A 21,644-nucleotide genomic window follows, 5' to 3' on the forward strand; every position below is an offset into this window, starting at 1 on the left:
TTAAAAGTAATGTCTAAAAGGATGTATATTAACTCAATAATAGAGTTAGCTGGTCTATTATTCCAATTTGTTGTTTTTTTTTATTTTCCATGATGTTAAACATTATAAAAAAAAATGAATTTGTTGAACAAAAAAAATTATTCAACGTATTTATTTATTGTATATCTAAAAGTATTTACTCACATGTGAATAATGCAGGTATTTACAAATATTCGTCTTATGAACCTTTTTCTTATATTTGACCTCTCAATAAAAACAGGATTTACTTGAATGACTTCGAAGGAAATTAGACAATCATTTTTAGATTTCTTCAAAGAAAAAGAACATAGAATTGTTGACAGCGCACCCGTAGTTCCGCATGGCGACCCGACTTTATTATTTACAAATGCCGGAATGAATCAATTTAAAGATGTGTTTCTTGGAACCGGTTCTCGAGAATATAAACGTGCGGCCGATACTCAAAAGTGTATTCGAGTAAGCGGTAAACATAATGATTTAGAAGAGGTAGGTTACGATACTTATCATCATACATTTTTTGAAATGTTGGGAAATTGGTCGTTTGGCGATTACTACAAAGAAGAAGCAATCATTTGGGCTTGGGAGTTATTGACCGATGTTTGGAAACTTCCAAAAGAAAGATTATGGGCAACCGTTTACAGAACCGATGACGAAGCTGATAAAATTTGGAAGACTAAAACTGATATTAATCCAGATCATGTTTTACGGTTTGATGAAAAAGATAATTTCTGGGAGATGGGAGATACAGGTCCTTGCGGTCCATGTTCCGAAATTCATATAAATGTTAGTGATGACTATGATAATCCCAAATGGGTAAATGCCGGTGATCCGAAATGTATTGAAATTTGGAATCTCGTTTTTATTCAAAACAATCGTGACGAAAACGGAAAACTTCATGATCTTCCCGCTAAGCATGTTGATACCGGAATGGGATTTGAACGCGTTTGCGCGGTTCTTCAAAAGAAATCCTCAAATTATGATACCGATGTTTTTACGCCAATAATTGATGCCATCGCAAAACTTTCAAAAGTAGAGTACAAAAACGAAAAAGATCAAATCGCAATGCGTGTAATCGCTGACCATGTCCGCACATTAACATTTGCGATCGCCGATGGCGCAACTCCCGGTAACGAAGGAAGAGGTTATGTGCTTCGCAGAATTTTAAGACGCGCTGCACGTTACGGAAGAAATATAAATCTGAAAGAACCATTTATTTATAAACTTGTTGATACTGTCGTTAATAACATGGGTTACTATTTCACAGAACTCAAAGATCAAAAAGCAAATGTGAAAAAGATAATTAAGGCAGAAGAAGAAAGTTTTAACAAGACTCTAGATAGAGGAATTGAACTTTTTGATGAGATCAGTAAAAAGACAAACGTCAATAGTGAAAAGTTAATTAGCGGTGATGATGCATTTAAACTTTATGATACATTCGGCTTCCCACTTGATCTTACAATGGTAATGGCACGTGAAAAAGGATTTAGTGTTGATGAAAAACGATTTAACGAATTAATGAACCAACAAAAAGATCGAGCAAGAAAATCAACAAAAGATAAGCAGGGCACACACAAAGTTGAAATCAATGATTTAAACCAATTCGAATTAACCGAAAACAAACCCACACAATTTACCGGTTATGACGAATTGATCTCGGAAGCAGAAATTCTTGGAATAAATAATCAAAATGGTGATACGCTTGTTATTCTTGATAAATCACCGTTTTATGTTGAAGCGGGCGGACAAATAGACGACGAAGGATATTTGGAAATAGACGATAAAAAATTGCCCGTTGTTGGTTTATCAAAACTCGAGGGAAAAATTATTCATGTAATAGAAAAAGAAAATAATGTTGAACTTAAACCCGGACAAAAAGTTAAAGCAGTGGTTGACTCTTCGCGCCGTTGGGATATCATGCGTAATCACTCAGCGACTCACTTTTTACACCGAGCCCTTCGTGAAGTATTAGGTAATCATGTTCAACAATCCGGTTCATATGTTGGTCCGGATCGATTACGATTTGACTTCACTCATTTTGAAAAAGTAAACCTGGAAGAATTGGAAAGGATTGAGAACATTGTTAACGAAAAACTTCTTCAAAATATTCCGATGACACATCACAAAGACACTCCCTTCGAACAAGCAAAAAAAATGGGAGCCTTAATGTTCTTTGGTGATAAATACGGAGATAAAGTTAACGTTGTTCAATTCGGTGATTACACGATGGAATTCTGCGGAGGAACTCACGTTAAAAATTCATCACAAATTGGTTTATTTAAAATCGTTAGTGAATCTTCAATTGCTAGTGGTGTAAGAAGGATTGAAGCGGTTACGGGTCACGGCGTTGAAGAATTTATTAAAAAGCAAGAAGACAGAATACAGAAGTCAGAAGTCAGAATAAATGAATTGATTGAAGAAAAAAAGAAACTTGAGAAAGAAATTGCAAAACTTCAACTTGAAGAAAAACTTGGCGGTATAGACGATATCATTTCTAATCCAGAAGATATAAACGGTATAAAACTCTTCAAAGGAAAGGTAGAAGTAACCGGAATCGATGAACTAAAATCGATGGGCGATGAATTACGAAATAAAATGAAATCCGGCGTTGGATTTTTAATTTCACAAGTTGAAGATAAAGTACAAATGGTTTGTGTTGTTACTGATGATTTAGTAAAAGACAAAAAAATTGCAGCGGGAAAAATTGTCGGAGAAACCGCAAAAGTTGTCGGAGGTGGTGGAGGCGGAAGGCCACATATGGCAACAGCCGGCGGTAAAGATATTGATAAAATTGATGATGCTCTTGCTAAATTAAATGAAATTGTAGCTAGTCTATAATGTTAATAGTGGGATGCTCTCTTCGAAAAGAGGGCATCTTCATCTATCCCACAAAATCCCCCGTTTCAGTATTGCGTATCAAAATTGTATATTTGCCTTTCATTTTAATAGAATTAGGAAGATTTACTGATGGCTAAAGAACAAAGTGTATTAGAAAAAGTAGTTTCTCTCGCAAAACGAAAAGGATTTGTTTTTCAATCAAGTGAAATTTATGGCGGATTGAATGGCTGCTGGGATTACGGTCCTCTCGGTGTTGAACTTCTTAAAAATATCAAAGAAGAATGGTGGAAAGCGATGACTTACCGTGAAGATATTGAAGGTCTCGACGCTTCAATTCTTATGCATCCAAAAGTTTGGGAAGCTTCAGGACACGTTGAGAACTTTACCGATCCTATGATAGATTGCAAACAATGTAAAGCCCGCTTTAGGTTGGATACTTTAGCCGAACAAATTTCAGATAAGAAAATTGAAAAAATCCTCAAAGAGTTTTCTGAAAATGTTTCCGACGATATAGCTCAATCATTTAATGAAATTTATACTTCTGATGAATCAGCAACAGGAAAATTCGAATCACTTCTTGAAGACAGTGATATAAATAAACTACTTCTTGCGATGACAAACTGTCCCAATTGCGGAACCAAAGGTGAATTCACAGAACCTCGCAGTTTTAATCTTATGTTCAAAACATTTCTCGGTCCGGTTGAAAAAACAGAAAATGCAATTTACCTTAGACCCGAAACTGCTCAGGGCATCTATGTTAATTTTTTAAATGTGCAAGGTGCAAGTCGACAAAAACTTCCATTTGGTATTGCGCAAATCGGTAAAGCATTTCGTAATGAAATCAATACAAAGAATTTCTTGTTTAGAACTCGTGAATTCGAGCAGATGGAAATGCAGTACTTTGTAAAACCCGAAGAAGATGAAAAATATTTTGAATACTGGAAAGAGCGAAGAATTGAATGGTACAAGCAGATGGGAATGAATTCAAGTAAATTGAGATTTCATGATCATCCTCATGATAAATTAGCACACTATGCGAAAGCCGCAACCGATATTGAATATGAATTCCCGTTTGGATGGGGCGAAATTGAAGGCATTCATAACAGAACAAATTTTGATTTATCCCGACACGAAGAATTCTCCGGAAAATCACAAAAATATTTTGACGAAGAAGCCAAAGAGAAATACATTCCGTTTATTATTGAAACTTCCGGCGGTGTAAGCCGCGGGTTCATGGCATTTTTAGTTGATGCTTACAATGAAGAAGAAGTAAACGGTGAAACTAGAGTCGTTCTTAAATTCAATCCGAAACTTGCACCAATTAAAGCCGCGATCTTCCCCCTCGTAAATAAAGACGGGATGCCGGAAATTGCCAGAGATATTGAAGCAGATCTTCGTCCCTTCTTAAGAGTTTTCTTTGATGATAAAGGTGCGGTGGGAAGAAGATACCGTAGACAAGATGAAAACGGAACTCCATTCTGCATTACAGTCGATACACAAACTTTAGAAGATAAAACTGTTACCGTTCGCGAAAGAGATTCCATGGAACAAGTTCGTGTACATAAAGACGAATTGTTAAACTATCTTCTTAATAAGCTTCGGTAAACTTTAACTCAAGTTATCTTTGTTACTTTTTTAAAAGAATGGAATTAATTTTAGTGATTAATTCCATTTTTTTTAGTCGATAATCTCTCCCCTGATATTTTTTTTATTTTATTGTTGACACGATATCTTTTTATCCTTATATTGAAATCAGATAAAATATTCTGTTTATATGCTGCCCAGGAAAAGCAGCATTTTTTAGCAGACTAAATAAGACAAGAGATTCCATTTATGACATTAAATATTCAGAAATATGAAGCGAGGTACCAAATGAGACGAAAGAGTTTTCCTTTATTAATATTACCGCTTTTGCTCTTTATAACAAACCCGGTTCCGGCACACTGTGATGGTGTCGATGGACCGGTTGTATTAGCTGCCAAAAAAGCTATTGAAACACAAAACCTTGACCATGCATTGATATGGATTCAAGCTGAACACGAAGATGAAGTCAAAACAGCATTTGAAAAAACGCTTAAGGTTAGAACCCAGAGTCAAGAAGTTCAAGAAATGGCAGATATGTACTTTTTTGAAACTTTCGTTCGTTTACATCGTTTGGGCGAAGGAGCTTCTTACACCGGCTTAAAAGAAGCAGGAAGAGATCTGGGTCTCGCAATTCCGGCTGCTGATATATCAATCGAAAATGAATCACTAACGGAATTGTATAAATTGTTAAGCGATAAGCTGCACAATAGTCTTCATTATTATTTTGAAAAGGTAATTGATGCAAAAAATTTTGATACAAACAACGTTGAAGCCGGACGTGAATATGTAGAAAACTACGTTAAGTTTATGCACTTTGTTGAAGCAATTTATGAATCCTCCGAGCTTTCTGATCATGCCGGTCATGGTCAAGAGGCAAAGGGAAGTTCACACAGTCATTAAAAATTTTTTACGAAAAAATCAGATAAAATATTCTGTTTTTATAAAGGAGAGGAAACAATGAAAAAAATAAAATATATAACTGCTTTTTTAATACTGACAATAGCAGCATTTATATTATCGTCGTGTGATGAAAGCAAATCACAAGAAGTTCAAGAAGTAATTACTGCAAAATTAACGCAAGCGCCACATGTTCCCCCGCCGATAACTCGTGATTATCCGGCAAAAGTAAAAATTGAATTGGAAGTTCTGGAACTTGTCGGTAAACTTTCCGATGGAGTCGAATATACATTTTGGACATTCGGCGGCGAAGTACCAGGAAGTTTTATTAGAGTTCGCGAAGGTGATGAAGTTGAATTTCACTTACACAATCATCCTTCAAGTAAACTTCCACATAATATTGATCTTCACGCTGTTACCGGCCCTGGTGGCGGTGCAGAGGCATCCTTCACTACTCCGGGACATACTTCAGTATTCAATTTCAAAGTTCTTAATCCCGGACTTTATGTTTATCACTGTGCAACCGCTCCTGTTGGTTTACATATTGCAAATGGTATGTATGGATTAATCCTAGTAGAACCAAAAGAGGGATTACCTCCGGTTGATAGAGAATACTATGTGATGCAAAGTGAATTTTATACCGAAGGCAAATACGGTGAAGAAGGTTATCAACCATTCAGTATGGAAAAAGCATTAGAAGAGAATCCCGACTATGTTGTTTTCAACGGTTCGGTTGGCTCAATGGTTGGTGATAAAGCTTTAAGAGCTAAAGTTGGTGAGAAAGTAAGATTATTTGTTGGAAATGGCGGTCCAAATTTAGTCTCATCCTTCCATGTTATTGGTGAAATATTTGACGTTGTTTATCAAGAAGGCGGCACTACAAGAAATCAAAAAAATGTGCAGACAACCCTAGTGCCGGCAGGCGGCTCCGCAATTGTTGAGTTTCAAGTTGATGTTCCTGGTGAATTCATTCTTGTGGACCATTCAATTTTCAGAGCATTCAATAAAGGAGCAATTGGTAAAATTGCCGTAACCGGTCCTGAGGATGAAATAATTTTTTCACACAAAACTGCAGACGAACTTTACAGCGGAAATAAAAAAGATTTCGGCTCAATCGACCCTACAACGGGGACTTACAGAGATAATAATACTAAAGAAAATTATGTTCCCCAATTTGCAAACGAAGCATCTGAACAAGATTATTCAAGTTTAACTCCACCAGCTAATAACGAATCGAAGAGTGAAAATTCATCTTCCACAAATGATGATCTCGCAAAAATGGGAAAACAATTATATCAATCAACATGCTCGGCTTGCCATATGATGGACGGATCCGGAATGGCAAATGTATTCCCACCGATTAAAGATTCCGACTGGATTAAGAAAAACGGTAAAGCCGGAATGATTGCCGCAGTTGCAAATGGTATGAACGGTGAAATTACTGTAAACGGTAAAAAGTATAACAACGTTATGCCCCCGCAGCAACTAACAGATACACAAATGGCAGCCGTACTTACTTATGTATATAAAGAAATCAATAAATCAAATGAAACGGTTACTGTTGAAGATGTAAAGAAATATAAAAATAGCAATGCCTTAACAAGAAAGTAAATATGAAAAAGTTAATTAAAATATCGATCGCAATAATATTTTTTGCTCAACTGCTTGTTGCAAACAAACCGGGATTCCAAAATCAAGAAATGTCAATTATTCCGGCAGGAATCTATACACCGCTTTATGTTGATGATACAACCGATCAAAGTGTAAAAGTAGAATCATTCTTGATCGATAAATACCCGGTAACAAATGAACAGTTTTTAGAATTCGTTAAGAAAAATCCAAAATGGAAAAGATCAAATGTTACAAAGCTCTTTGCAGATCAAAATTATTTAATGCATTGGGAAAGTGACGAAAAACTTGGTCAGCAAGTAAATCCCAAATCCCCGGTGATAAATATAAGTTGGTTTGCTGCAAAAGCTTATGCGGAATTTCATGGCAAACGTTTGCCAACAGTTGCCGAATGGGAGTTAGCTGCAATGGCTGATGAAAATCATGCCGACGGTTATAAGAATGACAAATACATATCAAGAATTATTAGTTGGTATTCAAAACCAAATTCAGAATCTCTTCCACCGGTTGGCTCGGTGTTTAAAAATTATTACGGTGTTCATGATATGCATGGATTGGTTTGGGAATGGACCAGAGATTTTTTCAATGCATTAGTAACCGGTGAATCACGTGCAAGCAATGGTATTAACAGAAACTTGTTCTGCGGAAACGGATCGGTTGGTACGACAGATTTTACAAACTATCCTGCCTTTATGCGTTTCGCATTCAGAAGCAGCTTAAAAGCAAATTACACAACCCGTAATCTAGGGTTTAGATGTGCAATGGATTTAAAATAAGAGAGGAATAAAATGAAAAAATTAGTCATTAGTCTAGTAATCTTTTTAGCAGCCGCAGTATCGGTTACTTTAATTGCATTCTCGGGTACTTCCGAAAATTTAGCTGAAGCAAAACTTCAACAGGAAAAACCAAAGGCTGAATCATGTTGTGCAACAGACATGGATGAAACTGCATCGACAAACTTTTCTGAAAACTCCGTTTATCAAGTAAACTCAAATTGGAAAAATCAATTTGGCAATGATGTTCACATTGGCGACTTGAAAGGTAAAACGCAAATTTTCACAATGATATTTGCAAATTGTACTTATGCATGCCCGATTCTTGCAAACGATATGAGAAGAATTGAAGATGCACTAACGAAAGATGAATTAAGAAATGTTCAGTTCACTCTAATTTCAATTGATCCCGATAGAGATACACCCGAAAGACTAAAAGAATTTGCTGATAACCAAAATTTAAATCTTGCTAGATTTCAATTACTAACCGGTAAGCGAAGTGATATTGACGACTTAGCAGCGTTAACCGGATTTAGATACAAAGAAGAAAATGACGGTTCATTTTCTCATTCTAATATTATAACAATACTTAACAAAGAAGGTGAAATAATTCATCAACAAGTAGGACTTAATCAAGATATTCAAAAAACATTAGAAGTAATTAAGAATCAAACTAAACTAGGAGTATAAAATGTTTACCGACACATTTCAAATAGATCCAAACCAAATAATTGTTAAAGATATTCTCACATCTAACATCAAAGCAGCTCATGTTTTCGAAAAACACGGAATTGATTTTTGTTGTAAAGGAAATCGTCCGCTTAAAGAAGCATGCGACGAAAAAAATGTAAGTGTTCAAACAATACTATCCGAATTGGATTCCGTTTTATCATCTGGAGTTCAAGAAGAGAAACGCTATGAGAATTGGGATCTAAAATTTCTAACAGAATATATTGTCAATAATCATCACTCGTATGTAAGAAATGCAATACCTCAAATGATTCCTCATTTAGAAAAAGTCGCATTTAAACACGGAAATAAATATCCTGAATTAATTGAAATAAAATCACTTTTCGAGGATGTTGCTGAAGAGATGTATTCTCACATGCATAAAGAAGAAACGATACTTTTTCATATAATACGCTACTTGGTTGATTGCAAAAAGTTTAATGAGAAACCTAGAGTCGGTGGTTTCAAGACAGTAAAAAATCCAATCGAATCAATGGAAGCTGAACACTCAAATGCCGGCAGTGCATTGGAAAGAATAAGAACATTGACTAACAATTTTACTCCGCCTGCAGATGCATGTAACACATTTCAATTAACTTATCAAGAATTGCATGATTTTGAAAAAGATTTGCATATACATGTTCATTTAGAAAATAATATATTGTTTCCAAAATCAATTGAATTAGAGAAAGAATTATTAGCGTTATGAAAAGACACAAAAAATTAATCGGTTTATCCCATGATCATCATCACGGTTTAAAATTAGCACAGTTAATAAAAAAGGATTCCCCGGTTTATAAGGATTTACCTAATGATATTGACGACAAATCCAATTATGTTATAAATGCCTGGGAGAACGAATTAAAATTTCATTTCAAAAACGAAGAAGAAATTCTTTTCCCGGCTGTCGGAAACAAAGATGAAAAAATTGATGAACTTATCGATGAGCTTTTAATCGAACATGAAGAAATAGAATTCAAAATCGGTCAGTTAAAAAATTCCAATGAAAAAGAGGAAATATTAAATGATCTTGGATTTATACTCGAGCAGCATATCAGAAAAGAAGAGCGTGAATTGTTTGATCGGATTCAAACTGTTTTCAGTGAAGATGAGATCGATCAACTAGTTGAGGAAATTGATCCCGTAAAATAATGACAAATACGAAGTTTTATAACGATATAGCCGAGCAATATGATGAAATGATTCCGCTCGAGAAACAGATTCAAAATAAAATTGATTTCATTCGCACCCTCTCATTAGAATCAGGTAAAACCGCTGCCGACATTGGTGCCGGCAGCGGTGCCGATTCAATTGCTTTAGCTAAATCCGGATTGAACGTAACCGCATTCGAACCTTCCTCTCAAATGCTGGAGCAAGCTAAGGAAAATTTTAAGAAACACAATGTTAAGGTCGAGATCTACAATAGAAAAGTAGTAGAAATTGATAAATCGTTTTTTAATTCATTCGATTATATTTTCTCACTTGGAAATACATTTGCGAATATTTCTCAAGACGAAATAGAAGAATCAATTAATCAGATTTTAAAATTGTTGAAGCCAAATGGCAAAGCAGTTCTTCAAATATTGAACTACACATCTGTCCTAGAGCAAAAAGAAAGAATAGTTAACATCACTGAATCAGACAATAAACAGTTTATTAGATTTTACGATTTCTGCAATGAAAAAGTATTTTTTAATGTACTATCGTTTGATAAGAAAAATTCTTCCGATAAGAAACTATTTACAACCGAGATCTTCCCTTACACAAAAGATTTTCTTGATGATTTTTTGACAGAAATCGGAATTACAAAAACTAAATATTACGGAAATGTGAACCTTGATAAATTTGATTATGACAAATCCCCAAACTTAATTATTGTAATTTCCAAATAGCTCAACTTGCTTTACAACAATTTTTTATCTAACCTCTTCATTGGTGCTTTCATAACCCGCTACAAAATAATTCTTAATTCTGTATCTAATTTGGAGATATCTGTATAGCCCAACGAATAAGAGTACTACACTTAAACCAAGCGTTACATAACTCACCCAAATTATCTCTTTAAAATCTTCCATTTGCAGAAAGGCTATTCCTCCAAGTATCATATAAAGAGAAGTTCTAAGGTATGCCATAAAAGTTCTCTCATTTGCTAGTTTAGTTCTTTCCAGAGCTAAATAATCTCTTAGGATTATTCGTTCTTTATTACTGAAAATATCTTTGAACAAGTTTAATCGTCTTAACATAATTAACACCTTGAAAAAATTTATAAATTATACAGGCCAGAAAAATAATATTAACGGGATTGCTATAATAACTATCAAAATGCTCAACGGTAATCCCATTCTGAAATAATCTCCGAATCTATACCCGCCCGGACCCATAATAAGAGTATTGGATTGATGACCGATTGGAGTTAAAAATGAAGCAGATGCCCCAACCGCAATTGCCATTAAAAATGGATCGATTGATAAATTCAAACTGTTTGCAATTCCAATACCTATCGGAGACATTAATACTACCGTTGCAGCATTGTTAATTACTGCCGACAGCAGCATCGTAACAACCAGGACCAAGCCTAATGTAGTCCAAATAGGAAGATCTTTAGCAAAACTTAAAATTTGTGCTGTTATTTGGTCGGTTCCGCCTGTCGTCTGAACCGCTTCACCGATGGGGATCATTGCCCCTAACAAAACTATGACAGGCCAATCAATTCCGCTGTATATCTCTTTAAGTGGAAGCACTCCTGCTAAGACTATAACGATGGCCGCAATTGAAAAAGCAATATGAACCTGAAGCAAATTAAAGACTACCAACATAATTGCGATAATAAATACAGAAAGAGTAACTGCTATTCGTTTCTCAAAGCCGATTCTTAAATTACGCCGAGCTAACGGCAAGCAACCCATTGATTTAATGGATTCATCTATAGTCTGCGCTCTCCCTTGCAACATTAACACATCGCCTTTACGGAAAATTACATGATCAAGTCTATTGTGAATCTTTTTTTCTTTACGGGAGACCGCCAATAAATTAACACCATATCTGCTTCTCATCCTCAGATTTGATGTTGTATTTCCGATTAATGGTGAATCTGCCATAACAACTGCTTCTGTAATTGTTATATCCTTTGAACCCGTTGCATCTTTACGAAAACTTTTATCCCCGATAAGTTTAAGTTCTGTATCGTCGATAAACACTTTTAACTCTTCTGTGTCACTTTCTAAAATAATTACATCATCGCCTAGTAGGACTTCATCATTACTAGGAGCATGAATTCGTTTATTGTTTCTTATTAAACCTAATATTTGTATATCAGCTTTTGAGAGTTTACCAAGTTCCTCAATGTTTAACCCGATCACTTTGGAATTTTTACCCACTTTTACTTCTGTTATGTAGTCATCAATTACAAATGATTCTTCCTGAGATTTTTTTGCCGTATATTTAGGCAACAATCTCCAACCAATTGTTGAAATAAATAATATTCCGATTAGTAAAATACCTGCGCCCACAAATGTGAAATCAAACATTCCATATGCTTCGCCGATTTCTTCGGCTCTGAAATTAGCTATAATAATATTCGGCGGAGTTCCGATTAATGTTAACATACCGCCCAGCAAGGAAGCAAAGGCTAATGGCATTAGTAAATACGAAGGTGGGTAATTATTTTTTTTTGCAATTTGAATTGTTACCGGCATTAGTATTGCAAGTGCTCCGACATTATTCATAAAAGCTGAGGAAAATGCAATTAGTAATGATAGGGTTACTATTTGTATTGAAATATTTGATCCGACTTTAGTTATCCACTTACCCAGCACATCTATTAATCCTGAATTCTCTAAAGCTTTACCAATTATCAAAATAACGGCAACAGTAATTACGGCGGGATGACCAAATCCAAGAAATGCTTTATCGGCGGGAATAATACCGAGGATTACTAGAGTTAATAATCCAAACAACGATACTAAATCATATCTAATTCTATCCCATACAAATAAAACTAGTATCATAACGAGAATAATAAAAACAAAAATATAATCCATTGGTTATTTTAGTTGTTCTTAATCGTTAGAAAAAATTACATAATATTTTGATTACATTGAATCGAAAAAGAGGAGCTTCTTTAATGAAGAATTGTTAAGAGAAATGTTACAAAATTACCGAACTATAAACTAACCAATTTATGAAGTGTTTTTTCTTTAAGTTGTTCGAGAGTTTCTGTGGAAAGCATTTTGTAGGCATCGTCACGTAGTTTTCCCCATTTATCATGAACCGGACAAGGATGATCCGAAGAGCAGCCGGGAAAACCCAGCACACAATTACTAAAGAGTTCCAAACCATCAATCGCTTGCACAATATCGATTAGTTTTATATTGCTTGGACTTTTAGCGAGATAAAATCCGCCGTTCTTCCCTTTTTTAGAACCGATGATTCCGCTTTCGGTTAGAATCTGCATTACCTTAGAAACGTATTCCTTTGGCACTTTTAATTCTTTTGAAACTTCAGAAGCTGTAAAAATTCTTTTTTCTTTTTTTATTGATAAAAAGAGAACAGCTTGAAGCCCTAATTCGCATGTTTTAGAGAAAATTACCGTCATAAATCAGAGTTTTTATTCTGATAAAAAATATTACTATTTCTTCTCTATTGCAAGTAAAATTATTTTGGGAAATCAGTACTTCTTAAGTGACGGTTTAGTTTCTTTACGCCACTTATCAAATTCTTCAACACGAGACAGGCGTTTTTCAACAATTTTGTACTCATGTATATCGAAGAATTTTTTTAAGGCTGGATCATGTTCTTCAACATTTTTAAAAGCTAAAACCGCATCTATCAGTTCGCCTGTTTTACGGTTCTTGAACTTATAGTAAACAAAAGCATCTTCGGCCATGCATTCCTCAAAAAAATGCGACATCAAAATTAAATGAGGGAAATTCAATTAGCAAAGGAATTTTTTAACAATATTTTTGTTTACCGATAATAACTTCTTTCTTTTTGAATAAATTTTAATTAAATATCTCTCCGCTGTTTCTGAATATAAAATGATACCTATCAAAATAATGCCTCAACCCGATGATGTAACTTGCGGACCGACAAGTCTTCATGCTGTATACCATTACTTTAATGATAAAATTTCACTACAAAAAGTTATTTCGGAAATTTCCTATTTAGAAGAAGGCGGAACCTTAGCAGTAATGCTCGCACTTCATGCACTTAGAAGAGGTTATGAAGCAAAAATTTATACTTATAACCTTTCGATGTTCGATCCAACTTGGTTCAATGAAAAAGTTGATATAGCAGCAAAGCTTGCTGAGCAACGTAAACATAAAAAAAGTAAAAAACTCCATAATGCAAGCGACGCTTACATTAAATTTCTTAATCTTGGTGGTACCCTTGAGTTTACAAATTTAACACCATCTCTGTTTAAAAAAGTTTTTGAAAAAAAACTTCCTATCCTAACCGGATTAAGTGCAACTTATTTATACAATTGCGCGCGAGAAGGTTGGGTTAATAATAAAGCAGTTTATGATGATGTTAGGGGTTATCCAACCGGTCATTTCGTAATTCTATCGGGTTATGATGAGGAAACCCGAAAGGTTGTTGTTGCTGATCCAAACAGAGAAAACCCGGTATCACATAACAATTACTACACAGTAAAGGTCAGCCGGTTGATAAATTCTATAATGTTAGGTATTCTAACATTTGACGCTAACTTATTAATAATAAATCCTAAAGGCAGATAAATTATGCGAAGTTTTGTCATCGTAAATAATCCGAAAGATTGGAATTTCAACATAGATAATGTGGAAGTAGTATCGGCAAAATCGTATTTAACCGAAACTGCATTTGCAGAGATAAAAAATGCACGTGTTTTTAATTTATGCAGATCTTATCGATATCAAGCAACAGGCTATTATGTTTCACTACTTGCTGAAGCTAGAGGACATCGTGCATTTCCGAACGTATCTACGATTCAAGATATTAAATCACAAACTATTGTTAGAATTATTTCAGACGACTTAGATGATCTAATTCAGAAAAGTTTAGGTAAAATTAAATCCGATGAGTTTGTATTGAGCATTTACTTCGGGCAGAATATGGCTCATCAGTATGAAAAGTTAACTTCACAATTATACAATTTATTCCAAGCGCCTCTAATTCGAGCAACATTTTCTTTTAATAAAAAATGGATACTACAGAGCATCTCCCCTATTCCGGTAAATGAAGTTCCGGAAAAACACAGACCGTTTTTAGAAGAATGTGCCGAAACATATTTTTCTAAGAAAAGAATTTATTCGGCAAAAATTAGTCGTGCTAAATACGACATGGCAATTTTAGTAAATCCAAACGATGAGGAACCGCCTTCGGATAAAAAGGCAATTAATAAATTTATTGATGCCGGTGATGAGGTTGGAATCCGCTGTGAGATAATTACTAAAGAGGATTTCAGTAGAATCCCGGAATTTGATGCCTTGTTTATTCGTGAAACTACCTCCGTAAATCATCATACATATAGATTTTCAAGAAGAGCATTTACCGAAGGATTAGTTGTCATTGATGATCCGCATTCAATTTTACAATGCACGAATAAAGTTTACCTAGCTGAAATTTTAACAAAGGCAAAAGTGCCCGCACCAAAAACAATAATTGTTCATAAAGATAATCGAGAAATTTTAGAAAATGCACTCGGCTTTCCAATTGTATTGAAACAGCCGGACAGTTCATTTTCACAGGGCGTTGTTAAAGTTGACAACAAAGAACAATTGAAAGTAGAAGCCAATCGATTACTTGATATTTCCGATTTAATTATCGCACAAGAATTTACTTACTCTGACTTTGATTGGAGAATCGGAATTTTAGATAAGCAACCTTTATTCGCATGCAAATATTTTATGGCAAAAGATCATTGGCAAATCTATAACTGGAAGAAGAAAGATGATGATCAATACGGTAATTATAAAACCGTTCCAATTTACGAAGTGCCTGACAAGGTACTAAAAACTGCTCTCAAAGCTGCAAATCAAATCGGAGACGGACTATACGGTGTTGATATAAAACAAATTGGCAATGAAGTCTTTGTAATTGAAGTAAATGATAATCCGAGTATTGATGCAGGTATTGAAGATGCAATTATGAAAGATCATCTTTATTTAACAATTATGAAATCCTTTAAAGACAGACTCGAAAATATTCGTCAAGTTAAGGAGCTTCATTTATGATTAAATCTCTCGGACTTTTCCAGGGTTTTGGCGTTGAACTTGAATACATGATAGTTGATAATGATACACTGAGGGTAAATCCAATCACAGATGAAGTTATAAAAGAAGTTACCGGTGAATATATTTCCGATTATGAAGACGAAGAAATTGGCTGGTCGAACGAAATTGTTCTGCATGTAATAGAATTAAAAACTAACGGTCCGGCAAAATCGCTTAATATGCTAAGTGATAAATTTTCACAAAATGTAAAAAGAATAAATAAAATTCTTGAAAAATATAATTCTGTTTTACTTCCTTCAGGTGCTCACCCATTCTATCATCCAGATACCGAAACAAAACTTTGGCCGCATGATAATAACACAGTTTACGAAGCTTATAATAAAATATTTGATTGTCGGGGACATGGCTGGTCAAACTTGCAAAGCACACATATTAATTTACCGTTTGCAGACGACAATGAATTTGGAAAGCTTCACGCAGCAATAAGATTATTGCTTCCGATAATTCCCGCGATTGCTGCCAGTACTCCAATTTTAGATAGTAAGAATACCGGATTTCTTGATGCACGATTAGAAGTCTACAGAAATAATCAGATTAGAATTCCTTCAATAACAGGCAAAGTAATTCCCGAACAAGTATTTACTAGAGAAGATTATGAAGAAAAGATTTTCAATAGAATATATCAGGATATAGCTGCTTATGATGAAAATGGAATTTTACAAAATGAGTGGCTGAACTCTCGAGGTGCTATTGCAAGATTTGATAGAAATACAATCGAAATAAGAGTTGTTGATATTCAGGAATGCCCCAAAACAGATTTAGCTTTGGTCGGTTTATTTTCTTTTGTTTTGAAAGAGTTGATAGGAGAAAATAATATCTCTTATAATGAACAAAAATCTTTTCATGAAAATGAATTAAGTGAAATATTATTATCAACAATTAAAACCGGCGAGAATTCAATTATAACTAACAGAAAATATCTTAGTGCATTTGGAATAAATAAAAATAAATGTTCAGCAAAAGAATTATGGCAGCATATTTTTTCGAACATAGTTTTTGATGATTCTATTTTAAGCAAGAATCAATTTCGACCGATTGAAACTATACTTAATCACGGGTCGCTAGCTACACGAATTTTAAACTCGATTAAAAATGATTTTTCACACGATAACATCGTTCATGTTTACAAACAATTACGCAATTCATTAAATACAAACGAGATGTTTGTTCCGTGACAAAATATATTTTTACCTGTGAACACGGCGGCAATGAAATTCCGAATGAATATAAATATTTATTTAAAGCTCATCGCCCGCTCCTCAAAACACATCGCGCTTACGACATTGGTATTTTAGAAATCTTCAAAGAATTTGTAAAACATTTTAACGGTGAAAGTTTTTATTCGGAAACATCACGATTATTAATTGAGTTGAACCGTTCCCTTCATCATCAAAATCTCTTTTCTGAAATCACAAGAATATTAAATAACGAAGCAAAACAAAGAATTATAAATAATTACTATAAGCCTTATCGTGACAAAGTTGAGAACGGCATTGTTGATTTAATTAACCAAAATAATAAAGTGATTCATATTTCATTTCATTCATTTACGACCGAATTAAATGGAGTAACTCGAAAGACTGACATTGGTCTTTTGTACGACTCTAAATCAACATTTGAAAAAGTTTTTTGTAAAAATTGGAAAGCAGAAATAAACAGATTGAGTAATTTGTATAGAGTTAGATTTAATTATCCTTATCTTGGAGTTGCTGACGGCTTCACATCTTATCTGCGCAATAAGTACGGTTCACAAAGCTATTGTGGAATTGAGCTTGAAATAAATCAGAAACATCTACAAAATGATTTTAATAAAGAAATTATGCTCGATCTTATAATTAATTCTTTCAAGTCTATATCTTAGCATCATCAAAAATTTTTTATGAACAATTATGGAGTTCGAAGATGAAAATAAAACTTCAACTAGCATTTATAATTTTTCTCTTATCTTCCTTTATATTATCTGCGCAGAATGAATCTTCAATATACATCGGCACTCCGGAATTAATTCAATCCGGATTTAGTTTTACAGAAGGTCCGGCGGTTGATAAAAGTGGAAATGTTTATTTCACCGATCAACCTAACGATAAAATTTATATGTGGGATTATGAAAATGACGAAATAAAAATCTTTCACAATTCTCCCGAAAGAGCTAATGGAATTTATTTTGACCAAAATGGTAATATTATCGCTTGTGCCGATCTTAACGGTAAATTGATTTCAATAAAACCGGATGGGAAATACGATACATTAATTGATAACTTTGAGGGAAAACAATTAAACGGACCAAATGATTTATGGATTGCGCCAAACGGCGGAATATATTTTACAGATCCATATTATCAAAGACCATACTGGGAAAGAACCGAGCCCGAAATTGATCAAGAGCGCGTCTATTATTATTCGCCGGACGGAACATTAACCATCGCGGATGAAAATTTGGTTAAGCCAAATGGTATTATCGGAACACCGAATGGAGAATACTTATATGTCGCTGATATCGGTGATAGCAAAACTTATCGATACGAAATACAAACGGATGGTTCACTAAAAAATAGAATGCTTTTTACCGAAGAAGGTTCTGATGGAATGACAATAGACAATCTTGGAAACATATATTTAACGAATGATTTTGTTTCGGTATTTAATAGAGAAGGAAAAAAGATAGCCAATATATCGGTACCTGAACTTCCTTCGAATGTATGTTTTGGTGGAAAAGATAGAGATATATTGTTCATTACTGCCAGAACATCGGTTTATAAAATACTGATGAAAACCAGTGGTGTTAATTAAGGAATCAAGAAATATATATAAGTTACATAAATACCGATAAGAATTGCTCCTTCAATTCTATTCAGAATAAATCCAGTACGTGAAAGAGGTAACATTATCAATGCTGTAAGACTGAACATTCCCAAGTCAAGCAGACTAATTGATTCTGAGGTTATCGGATAAATGATTGCCGTTAAACCAAGAATAGAAAGCAAATTAAAAATATTTGAACCAACAACATTTCCGATCGCTATATCACCCTCTTTTTTAATGGAAGCAACTACTGATGTAATTAACTCGGGTAAACTTGTTCCAACAGCTACAATAGTTAATCCGATTATAACTTGACTAATATTTAACATAAGTGCGACTTCAATTGCACCATCGACAAATAGTTTTGAACCGATCGCCAAGAAGATTAGACCAAACACCACCATCAAAATAGATTTAAATAAATTTCCCTTTGCCCGTGGAATTTCTTTCTCAAACTCTAATTCAGTTTCCTTTTTCTCTTTCTTTGAAAGTTTATAACTTATAACAGTATAAACTATTATACCGATGAATAAAAGAAAGCCCTCAAACCGTAAAAGTGAAAGATCATAAAAGAATAATAAGAAGACGATAGTAACTCCAATCATTATTGGAATTTCTCTTTTTATAAGCTGCACATTTACTTTTATAGGATTAATTAGAGCGGTAATTCCAAGTATTAATGCTATGTTACTTATGTTCGAGCCGATTACATTTCCGATTGCAATATCACTATTCCCTTCAATTGCAGATCCGATACTCACAACTAGCTCAGGGCTGCTTGTCCCGAAAGCTACGACTGTTAAACCGACTACTAGCGGTGATATTCCGATTCTGAGTGCCAAAGCAGATGCACCACGTACAAGCCCTTCGGCACCGAGCAGCATAATTAATAATCCACCTGCTAGATATAGAATAATTTCTACCAACTAATTTTCCTTTACAATTTATGATTTTGATTCACTTTTCATATAAAGTGTTCGAGTCGGATAAGCAAATTCAATTCCACGTTTTTCAAGTTCTTTATAAATCTTTAAATTAATTTCCTGCTGAATGTCCATGTACTTTATGTAATCATTAGTTTCAACAAAGAAGACAGTTTCAAAATCTAAACTAAAATCACCGTATCTAAAAAAGTGTGATCTATCAAATGTAGCATTTTCGGCTTCATCAATTATTTGTTTAATTATTTTTGGAATCTCCTCAAGCTGCTCAGGTTTGGTTTGATAAGTTACTCCAATTGTAAAAACAATTCTTCTTCTAAACATCTGTTTAAAATTGTGAACTCTGGAGTTTGTTAAATTGGAATTAGACATTACAAGAAGTTCGCCGCTTAATGAACGAATTTTAGTAGATTTAACACCGATTCTTTCAATCACACCGGCTTTATCATCAACCCTGATAAAGTCTCCAAGTTCAAACGGTCTATCAAAATAAATAACAAAGTAACTAAAAAGATCACCTAGAATCGCTTGAGCAGCGAGGGCAATTGCAATACCACCAATGCCTAATCCGGCAATAACCGTAGATATGTGAAATCCAAGATTATCTAGTATAAATAGTATACCGATTATGTAGAAAGTGAAGTTTAAAAAAGCGAGTAATGGACGAAATTTTCTTACGGTATCTTCTTTTCCCGATTCTTCGGCATACTTATTAATCATAAATTCAATTACAGCTCTTGCAAATTTTATGATTATCCAAACAATAATTAGTAAGTATATAACTTTAATAACTTTAGTAGCGCTTTCCGGAATTTGTATAAAATCAAAAGCGAGATAAAGAGCAGCTAGATAAAATAAAGGAATTGCGAAGCGAGATGTAATCTTTATTATAAACTTTGTACCTAGTACACCTTCAGTCCCGGTGCTTTCTATTTTTTTAAATATATGTTTTTTTATCAGTTGAATGATTATTACGGAAACTATAAGAATTAATAATGCCATTAAATATTCTGAAACCGTATTCCCCCAGAGTTCATAGTTTAATATTTCTTTCATCTATAACCACTTTTTCTTTTTGAAATAAACAATTAATGAAATTCCAAGAACAATCATAATCCCCCATACAATAAAATAAGCATACTCAAAATGTAGTTCAGGCATATTTTCAAAGTTCATCCCATATACCCCTGCTATAAACGTCAAAGGAATAAAAATAGTTGCAATTAGCGTAAGCATTTTCATTACTTCGTTCATTTTATTGCTGACACTGGAAAGATAAATATCTATCAAAGTAGTAATGGATTCCCTCTGTGTCTCCAATGCTTCATGCACTTGACTAATGTGGTCCATTGCGTCACGGAAATAAACCATATTTTGTTGTTCAATAAACACGGATTCTTGCCTAACTAAACTTAATAAAGCTTCCCTTAGCGGTCTTATAGCATGTTTAATTTTATGGGCGTCTTTTTTAAGAAGTTGGATTTTCTTGATGTCGTTTTGAGTGGGGTCATCAAACAATATTTCTTGTTCGGCTTCAATTTTTTCGCTCAGTTCTTCAATTAATAAGAAATAACGATCAACTTCAAAATCTATTAAAACATAGAAGAGGTAATCTAATTTTGACTTTCGAAAAACATTAACTCCGGTTTCAATTCTGGCCTGAATTGATGTATAATCTTCTTTTGTATCATCTCTGAATGTAAATAATACTTGGGGCGTAATTAAAATTGAAATTTGATCGTATGATACATCTTGATTTTCTTCCCATATAATTTTTTTAAGGACAAAAAACATGTCCTTGTCATAATATTCAACTTTTGGTTGCTGATTACTATTTACCACATCTTCCAATATCATTGAATGAATCTTAAAAATCTCTCCAAACTTTGTAAGAAAATCGACATCGCTAATTCCGTTAACATCAATCCATTTGATTTTGTCATCATTTGTTGAAGCAAGCTGTATGAGTTCTTCAACAGATTCTATTTTCTTTGTTTTATATTCTTGTTCGTTGTATTCGGTTAACGTAACAATCGCTTTTTCTATTTTACTTTCGCCGACATGAATTAAAGTCCCCGGCGGCTTGCCTATTTTATTTTTTAATTGCTGCTTTTTTTTATTCTGCTTATTACTTTTATTTTTTGCCATCTCGACCTCAAATT

21 protein-coding genes are annotated in these 21,644 nt (G+C 34.0%); 14 read left to right on the forward strand and 7 right to left on the reverse strand.

The window, feature by feature from the left end; genetic code table 11:
* Positions 1 to 270 precede the first annotated feature (270 nt).
* The 9 genes from alaS to QY331_15400 all read left to right on the forward strand — a co-directional run bounded on the left by alaS (position 271) and on the right by QY331_15400 (position 10,357).
* Positions 271 to 2,853: an alanine--tRNA ligase gene (gene alaS, locus QY331_15360; GenBank protein ID WKZ69339.1), complete on the forward strand. Its 2,583-nt coding sequence runs from the start codon at positions 271 to 273 to the stop codon at positions 2,851 to 2,853.
* Positions 2,854 to 2,982: 129 nt separating this feature from the next.
* A complete protein-coding gene (locus QY331_15365; GenBank protein ID WKZ69340.1) occupies positions 2,983 to 4,458 on the forward strand; it encodes a glycine--tRNA ligase in 1,476 nt (491 codons plus the stop codon).
* A gap of 267 nt (positions 4,459 to 4,725) precedes the next feature.
* Positions 4,726 to 5,337 (forward strand): DUF6448 family protein, encoded by a 612-nt coding sequence (locus tag QY331_15370; protein WKZ69341.1) that lies wholly within the window; start codon positions 4,726 to 4,728, stop codon positions 5,335 to 5,337.
* A 57-nt stretch (positions 5,338 to 5,394) separates the two neighbouring features.
* Positions 5,395 to 6,945, forward strand: a complete 1,551-nt coding sequence (gene nirK / locus QY331_15375) for a copper-containing nitrite reductase (GenBank protein ID WKZ69342.1) — start codon at positions 5,395 to 5,397, stop codon at positions 6,943 to 6,945.
* Between the two features lie 2 nt (positions 6,946 to 6,947).
* Positions 6,948 to 7,739 (forward strand): formylglycine-generating enzyme family protein, encoded by a 792-nt coding sequence (locus tag QY331_15380; GenBank protein WKZ69343.1) that lies wholly within the window; start codon positions 6,948 to 6,950, stop codon positions 7,737 to 7,739.
* A gap of 12 nt (positions 7,740 to 7,751) precedes the next feature.
* Entirely contained in the window at positions 7,752 to 8,426 is a 675-nt protein-coding gene (locus QY331_15385) for an SCO family protein (protein ID WKZ69344.1), read from the forward strand.
* A gap of 1 nt (position 8,427) precedes the next feature.
* Positions 8,428 to 9,174, forward strand: coding sequence for an iron-sulfur cluster repair di-iron protein (gene ric, locus QY331_15390; protein ID WKZ69345.1), 747 nt, complete (start codon positions 8,428 to 8,430; stop codon positions 9,172 to 9,174).
* A complete protein-coding gene (locus QY331_15395; GenBank protein WKZ69346.1) occupies positions 9,171 to 9,617 on the forward strand; it encodes a hemerythrin domain-containing protein in 447 nt (148 codons plus the stop codon). The genes ric and QY331_15395 overlap by 4 nt, the downstream gene beginning before the upstream one ends.
* Positions 9,617 to 10,357 (forward strand): class I SAM-dependent methyltransferase, encoded by a 741-nt coding sequence (locus tag QY331_15400; protein WKZ69347.1) that lies wholly within the window; start codon positions 9,617 to 9,619, stop codon positions 10,355 to 10,357. The genes QY331_15395 and QY331_15400 overlap by 1 nt, the downstream gene beginning before the upstream one ends.
* A gap of 24 nt (positions 10,358 to 10,381) precedes the next feature.
* Here QY331_15400 and QY331_15405 read toward each other — a convergent pair whose 3' ends face one another.
* The 4 genes from QY331_15405 to QY331_15420 all read right to left on the reverse strand — a co-directional run bounded on the left by QY331_15405 (position 10,382) and on the right by QY331_15420 (position 13,350).
* Positions 10,382 to 10,708: a DUF202 domain-containing protein gene (locus QY331_15405; GenBank protein ID WKZ69348.1), complete on the reverse strand. Its 327-nt coding sequence runs from the start codon at positions 10,706 to 10,708 to the stop codon at positions 10,382 to 10,384.
* 27 nt (positions 10,709 to 10,735) lie between these two features.
* Positions 10,736 to 12,505, reverse strand: a complete 1,770-nt coding sequence (locus tag QY331_15410; protein WKZ69349.1) for an SLC13 family permease — start codon at positions 12,503 to 12,505, stop codon at positions 10,736 to 10,738.
* Between the two features lie 122 nt (positions 12,506 to 12,627).
* On the reverse strand, positions 12,628 to 13,059 hold the full coding sequence (locus QY331_15415) for an Rrf2 family transcriptional regulator (protein ID WKZ69350.1): 432 nt from the start codon (positions 13,057 to 13,059) through the stop codon (positions 12,628 to 12,630).
* A gap of 72 nt (positions 13,060 to 13,131) precedes the next feature.
* Complete coding sequence (locus QY331_15420; GenBank protein WKZ69351.1) at positions 13,132 to 13,350, reverse strand: hypothetical protein; 219 nt, start codon at positions 13,348 to 13,350, stop codon at positions 13,132 to 13,134.
* Positions 13,351 to 13,501: 151 nt separating this feature from the next.
* Here QY331_15420 and QY331_15425 point away from each other — a divergent pair, with 151 nt between their 5' ends.
* Genes QY331_15425 through QY331_15445 form a run of 5 tightly spaced genes read left to right on the forward strand, consistent with a single transcriptional unit; the run spans position 13,502 to position 18,529 of the window.
* Positions 13,502 to 14,203, forward strand: a complete 702-nt coding sequence (locus QY331_15425; protein WKZ69352.1) for a C39 family peptidase — start codon at positions 13,502 to 13,504, stop codon at positions 14,201 to 14,203.
* 3 nt (positions 14,204 to 14,206) lie between these two features.
* Positions 14,207 to 15,679, forward strand: a complete 1,473-nt coding sequence (locus QY331_15430; protein ID WKZ69353.1) for a RimK family protein — start codon at positions 14,207 to 14,209, stop codon at positions 15,677 to 15,679.
* Positions 15,676 to 16,914 (forward strand): glutamate-cysteine ligase family protein, encoded by a 1,239-nt coding sequence (locus tag QY331_15435; GenBank protein ID WKZ69354.1) that lies wholly within the window; start codon positions 15,676 to 15,678, stop codon positions 16,912 to 16,914. Before QY331_15430 ends, QY331_15435 begins: the two co-directional genes overlap by 4 nt.
* Positions 16,911 to 17,600: an N-formylglutamate amidohydrolase gene (locus tag QY331_15440; protein WKZ69355.1), complete on the forward strand. Its 690-nt coding sequence runs from the start codon at positions 16,911 to 16,913 to the stop codon at positions 17,598 to 17,600. Before QY331_15435 ends, QY331_15440 begins: the two co-directional genes overlap by 4 nt.
* 41 nt (positions 17,601 to 17,641) lie before the next feature.
* The gene (locus QY331_15445; protein WKZ69356.1) at positions 17,642 to 18,529 is read left to right on the forward strand and encodes an SMP-30/gluconolactonase/LRE family protein; all 888 of its coding nucleotides are present in this window, start codon (positions 17,642 to 17,644) and stop codon (positions 18,527 to 18,529) included.
* Here QY331_15445 and QY331_15450 read toward each other — a convergent pair.
* Genes QY331_15450 through corA form a run of 3 tightly spaced genes read right to left on the reverse strand, consistent with a single transcriptional unit; the run spans position 18,526 to position 21,630 of the window.
* A complete protein-coding gene (locus tag QY331_15450; protein ID WKZ69357.1) occupies positions 18,526 to 19,467 on the reverse strand; it encodes a calcium/sodium antiporter in 942 nt (313 codons plus the stop codon). The genes QY331_15445 and QY331_15450 overlap by 4 nt on opposite strands.
* Positions 19,468 to 19,485: 18 nt before the next feature.
* Complete coding sequence (locus QY331_15455; GenBank protein ID WKZ69358.1) at positions 19,486 to 20,538, reverse strand: mechanosensitive ion channel family protein; 1,053 nt, start codon at positions 20,536 to 20,538, stop codon at positions 19,486 to 19,488.
* Positions 20,539 to 21,630, reverse strand: coding sequence for a magnesium/cobalt transporter CorA (gene corA / locus QY331_15460; protein WKZ69359.1), 1,092 nt, complete (start codon positions 21,628 to 21,630; stop codon positions 20,539 to 20,541).
* Positions 21,631 to 21,644: the final 14 nt, after the last annotated feature.

The sequence above is a fragment of the Melioribacteraceae bacterium genome, from assembly GCA_030584085.1.
Lineage (GTDB): Bacteria > Bacteroidota > Ignavibacteria > Ignavibacteriales > Melioribacteraceae > SURF-28.

Excerpts from the sequence above, each read along its gene's own strand:
- alaS (WKZ69339.1), top strand. The coding sequence starts at position 271 with ATGACTTCGAAGGAAATTAGACAATCATTTTTAGATTTCTTCAAAGAA.
- QY331_15365 (WKZ69340.1), top strand. The coding sequence starts at position 2,983 with ATGGCTAAAGAACAAAGTGTATTAGAAAAAGTAGTTTCTCTCGCAAAA.
- QY331_15370 (WKZ69341.1), top strand. The coding sequence starts at position 4,726 with ATGAGACGAAAGAGTTTTCCTTTATTAATATTACCGCTTTTGCTCTTT.
- nirK (WKZ69342.1), top strand. The coding sequence starts at position 5,395 with ATGAAAAAAATAAAATATATAACTGCTTTTTTAATACTGACAATAGCA.
- QY331_15380 (WKZ69343.1), top strand. The coding sequence starts at position 6,948 with ATGAAAAAGTTAATTAAAATATCGATCGCAATAATATTTTTTGCTCAA.
- QY331_15385 (WKZ69344.1), top strand. The coding sequence starts at position 7,752 with ATGAAAAAATTAGTCATTAGTCTAGTAATCTTTTTAGCAGCCGCAGTA.
- ric (WKZ69345.1), top strand. The coding sequence starts at position 8,428 with ATGTTTACCGACACATTTCAAATAGATCCAAACCAAATAATTGTTAAA.
- QY331_15395 (WKZ69346.1), top strand. The coding sequence starts at position 9,171 with ATGAAAAGACACAAAAAATTAATCGGTTTATCCCATGATCATCATCAC.
- QY331_15400 (WKZ69347.1), top strand. The coding sequence starts at position 9,617 with ATGACAAATACGAAGTTTTATAACGATATAGCCGAGCAATATGATGAA.
- QY331_15405 (WKZ69348.1), bottom strand. The coding sequence starts at position 10,708 with ATGTTAAGACGATTAAACTTGTTCAAAGATATTTTCAGTAATAAAGAA.
- QY331_15410 (WKZ69349.1), bottom strand. The coding sequence starts at position 12,505 with ATGGATTATATTTTTGTTTTTATTATTCTCGTTATGATACTAGTTTTA.
- QY331_15415 (WKZ69350.1), bottom strand. The coding sequence starts at position 13,059 with ATGACGGTAATTTTCTCTAAAACATGCGAATTAGGGCTTCAAGCTGTT.
- QY331_15420 (WKZ69351.1), bottom strand. The coding sequence starts at position 13,350 with ATGGCCGAAGATGCTTTTGTTTACTATAAGTTCAAGAACCGTAAAACA.
- QY331_15425 (WKZ69352.1), top strand. The coding sequence starts at position 13,502 with ATGATACCTATCAAAATAATGCCTCAACCCGATGATGTAACTTGCGGA.
- QY331_15430 (WKZ69353.1), top strand. The coding sequence starts at position 14,207 with ATGCGAAGTTTTGTCATCGTAAATAATCCGAAAGATTGGAATTTCAAC.
- QY331_15435 (WKZ69354.1), top strand. The coding sequence starts at position 15,676 with ATGATTAAATCTCTCGGACTTTTCCAGGGTTTTGGCGTTGAACTTGAA.
- QY331_15445 (WKZ69356.1), top strand. The coding sequence starts at position 17,642 with ATGAAAATAAAACTTCAACTAGCATTTATAATTTTTCTCTTATCTTCC.
- QY331_15455 (WKZ69358.1), bottom strand. The coding sequence starts at position 20,538 with ATGAAAGAAATATTAAACTATGAACTCTGGGGGAATACGGTTTCAGAA.
- corA (WKZ69359.1), bottom strand. The coding sequence starts at position 21,630 with ATGGCAAAAAATAAAAGTAATAAGCAGAATAAAAAAAAGCAGCAATTA.